This window comes from Gryllotalpicola sp. (assembly GCF_027352875.1).
Lineage (GTDB): Bacteria > Actinomycetota > Actinomycetes > Actinomycetales > Microbacteriaceae > Gryllotalpicola.
On record NZ_DAIEII010000031.1, the window covers coordinates 1 to 3829 of the forward strand.

4 protein-coding genes are annotated in these 3829 nt (G+C 66.6%); 1 reads left to right on the forward strand and 3 read right to left on the reverse strand.

Features of this window, described 5'->3' with window-relative positions; genetic code table 11:
* From M7D61_RS04225 to M7D61_RS04235, 3 genes are all read right to left on the reverse strand, one after another.
* On the reverse strand, nucleotides 1-876 hold an 876-nt coding region (locus tag M7D61_RS04225; RefSeq protein ID WP_298227932.1), incomplete at its 3' end, for an acetyl-CoA C-acyltransferase.
* Nucleotides 877-1266: 390 nt separating this feature from the next.
* On the reverse strand, nucleotides 1267-1854 hold the full coding sequence (locus M7D61_RS04230; RefSeq protein WP_298227934.1) for a hypothetical protein: 588 nt from the start codon (nucleotides 1852-1854) through the stop codon (nucleotides 1267-1269).
* 512 nt (nucleotides 1855-2366) lie between these two features.
* On the reverse strand, nucleotides 2367-2798 hold the full coding sequence (locus M7D61_RS04235) for a hypothetical protein (RefSeq protein WP_298227935.1): 432 nt from the start codon (nucleotides 2796-2798) through the stop codon (nucleotides 2367-2369).
* A 468-nt stretch (nucleotides 2799-3266) separates the two neighbouring features.
* Here M7D61_RS04235 and M7D61_RS04240 point away from each other — a divergent pair.
* The coding region (locus M7D61_RS04240; protein WP_298227937.1) for an isocitrate lyase/phosphoenolpyruvate mutase family protein at nucleotides 3267-3829 on the forward strand (563 nt) is incomplete at its 3' end.

Genomic DNA, 3829 nt, shown 5'->3' on the forward strand with positions numbered 1-3829 from the left:
GGATACCCCCATGGAGACGACGCGCGCCCGTGGCGTGAGTCCGACCTCGCGCCCGCGCTCGTCGGAGCCGACCAGCAGGAGCGCCGCGCCGTCCACGATGCCCGACGAGTTGCCGGCGGTGTGCACGTGATTGATGGCCTCCACCCAGTGGTACTTCTGCAGCGCAACGGCGTCGAAGCCGCCCGCCTCGCCCATCATCGCGAACGCGGGCTCGAGCGTTCCCAGCGTCTCCATCGTCGTGTCCGGTCTGATGTGCTCATCGGCCGCAAGTATGGTCAAGCCGTTGCGATCCCTGACCGGAGCGATGCTGCGCGCGAAGTACCCCTTCTCACGCGCGGTGGCGGCGCGCCGCTGGGAGGTCATCGCGAAGCGGTCCACGTCCTCGCGCGAGAAGCCCTCGATCGTGGCGATGAGGTCTGCGCCGATGCCCTGCGGGACAAAGCCGGTCTCGTAATTGGTCATCGGATCGAGGGGCCACACGCCGCCGTCCATTCCCATCGTGCAGCGCGACATCGATTCGACGCCGCCGGCGAGAACGAAATCCTCGAACCCCGACAGTACCTTCTGGGCCGCGATATTGATGGCCTCGAGCCCCGAGGCGCAGAAGCGGTTGAGCTGCATGCCCGCCACCGTGACAGGCAACCCCGCCGCGAGGGCCGCGGTCCTGGCGATGTTGCAGCCCTGGTCCCCGACGGGCGTCACGCAGCCGAGCACGACGTCGTCGATGAGTGCGGGATCGAGTTCGGGGTTGCGCGCCCGCATCGCGTCCATGAGGCCGGTCACCAGGGAGATCGGTTTGACCTCGTGCAGTGCACCGTCCTTCTTGCCCTTGCCTCGTGGCGTGCGAATGGCGTCGTAGATGAATGCTTCGGCCATTGAGTTCCTCCGTGCGTCTGCTCGACGGCGCGCCGGCGCACCCCGGCACGCGCCAAACGATAGGAATTCCCTTTCGAACCTTGCGGCATGGTAGCACCCGGAGCGGGTCAGTCGAAGACGGGTGAACGCCGGCCTCCGGAGGAAGAGGCTGGGCGAAGCGCCCAAAGAGGCGATCGCGAGGCCGCGCCTCGCACCGCAGGCTGCCGGTGACAGCTGTCGGGTAGGCCGCGGAGGTTCCCCTCCCCGGCCCCCCACAGATCTGGACGTGCCGGTGTCCCGCATCCGGCTCTTCGGGACCATGGATTCGCTGCTGCGTGAGGGTAGGCCGAACACGGCGAGATCGTGATCAGGTACACGTACTGCACACTACTGCCGACATCGCGGGAACACCTAGGCAGCTGTCTGTCTATGCGCACGTCCCCGGGAGGCCAGCACCGCCAAGGCGCCGTTGAGGACAAAGAGGTAGGCAACGAACGTGGTACTTGCAAAGTTGTAGGCGTGCACCGAGAGAACGCATATTCCGAAGCCGAACGTGCTGATAGCATAGGCAACCCAACTCTCGGAATGAGGATGGCGAAACGCCTTGATGAGTGTCGGCGTGCCCGCCAGCATATCGGCCAGCAGCGAGAACAGTAAGGCCAGGTTCGGATTGTCGGTCATGGCCCAGAGAATGATCCCGATGATAGCCGCTGCCATCAGGTAGTAGTCGCGCGGTTCGCTCTTCCAAAAGGCATTCTTGTTGAAGAAGGATGCAGCGACGACAAGCAACGGCGTAAAGCCGGCGACAAACGACGCCCACGACAAACCCTCGACGCCTTGCGCCCTTTGCGCCACGAAGATGACCATCGGGAAGATGCCCCAAAGCAGCCACGTGATGCGGTTGGGCTGGGCGTTGCCGACGATGGTCTCGTACAGGTAATAGCAGCCGCCGAGCGAACCGATGATGGCACCGACGATCGCGCAATACTCGGGAAGCACGGTTTGACTCTAGCATTTCGTGCTCACCTATTGCTGCATGCCACCCACAAGACATCGGCGATGATCGTCAGAGGCCGGCGCTCGCCGATAGGTACGGTGAAGTTGACAAACGTCGACCAGCGGGCAGAACTGGTACCAGGCACGCACGTAGCTGAACCGTGAGCGCGGCACATCGGCAGCGAGTATCAGGTACTGATGCTGCGGAAGGTGACCCAGGCCCAACTCCCACATGATGCGAACCTGCGTGGTCGCGACGTTACGGAGCTCGCGACGGATACGGGCGACGCATCGCGCCGGGATCTCCCGCGCCGGGCGGCGGCCGTTCGGCCACGTGCGAACATGGCGCCCTGGACGTCGAAGGCGAGAGTGTCGAGCGGGCGGGGCCTCGCCCTGCGGACCATTCCCTCGGGCGTGGCCGATCCAGGACGAGAGTCGTCCGGCTGGGCGTTGCGGCGTGGGCGGAGCCTCGGCCACCGTCATGCCGTGCCGCCGGAAGACGTCGGCCATCGCCGTCACTGCTGGCCGAGGAGCGACAGCACCCAGACGAGAAGGCCGCACAGTGCGAGCGCCAGAGCGAGCGGGACCGCGAGAAGGGCGCGAGAGCGGCATGGCGCTGGGCCGGCGGCCACATCTCGATTGCCGGCTCCTTCTCCGGCATCGATCGGCGCGCGCCAGCTCGGCCTCGGCGGTGAAGGGGCCTCGGGTCCAACACAGTCGGCGGCCGGCCCCTCACCCGGCCGGACCCCGGCGCCGAGAGACAGGGACCCCCTGGCGATTCCAACCACGGCCATGATGACTCCCGCGATCATCATCGCAGCCGCGGGCAGAGCCTGCCCCCACAGCAACGTGATGAAGAGGACGAAGCCGCCGCCCGTAAGTGCGCAACCTCCCCAGGCGATGGCATACCCGCGCCTCTTGCTCTCAACGGTGTCGAAGGTCAGCACGGCGAACTCCCTCCTTCGCGCCCCTTTGCTTGTTTGCCGTCGCGGCTCTTTCACCACAATCGTACGACAAAGGATCGACCCCGGGTAGGGCATCGCACCTTCTCGCGTTGGTCGGCCGCTTCGAGAACGCATCGGTGGCGATCAGGCAACCTCTCCGAGCCAATCGGTACCGGCTATCACCATCTCACCATTTCGTCTTCTAAGGCGGCCAGCCTCCCCGCGCGCATGGCGCGGGCGCGATGGCGAGAGCCTGGCCCGACCGGCCTGCCGGGCAGGGCTCTCACCCCCTTTACTCTCGCCGATCACCCGGCTTGGACACCTCCCTCGGCCTGTGTCACCCCGATCCGCCTCTCGCCCACGCTTGACTGGACCTGTCGGGCTGCTACGATCGGCCCCGATGAGACGGAGCCTCGTTATCCTTCTGCGTTCGCGAATCGGATCCGCCAGGCACACCGGGAGGCGCAGCACATGACAGAGTTCGAGAAGCGGCGTCAGGTCTTCCGCGATCTTCATCGCGAGGGTTGCTTCGCCCTGCCGAACCCGTGGGACGTCGGCAGCGCGCGCTATCTCCGACACCTCGGCTTCGCGGCCATCGCCACCACGTCGGCCGGGTACGCGTTCTCGCGCGGCGTCGCCGACGGCCGCGTGGGCCGCGACGAGATGCTCGCTCACATCGAGGAGCTGGTGGACGCGACCGACCTTCCCGTGAACGCCGATTTCGAGAACGGCTATGCCGGCGATCCCGACGGCGTCGCCGCGAACGTCCGCCTGTGCGTCGCCACGGGAGTCGCGGGGCTCTCGATCGAAGATGCCGCCGACCGGCGGGACAACGCGATCTACGAGCTGCCGCTCGCCGTCGAGCGGATTCAGGCCGCGCGCGAGGCGATCGGCGACAGCGGTGTGCTGCTCGTGGGTCGCGCCGAGGGTTTCTGGGTCGGTCGCGAAGGCATCGAGGAGGTGCTCAACCGCCTCCGAGCGTACGCCGCGGCCGGCGCCGACTGCCTCTACGCGCCCGGCGTCTGCGACCCGGA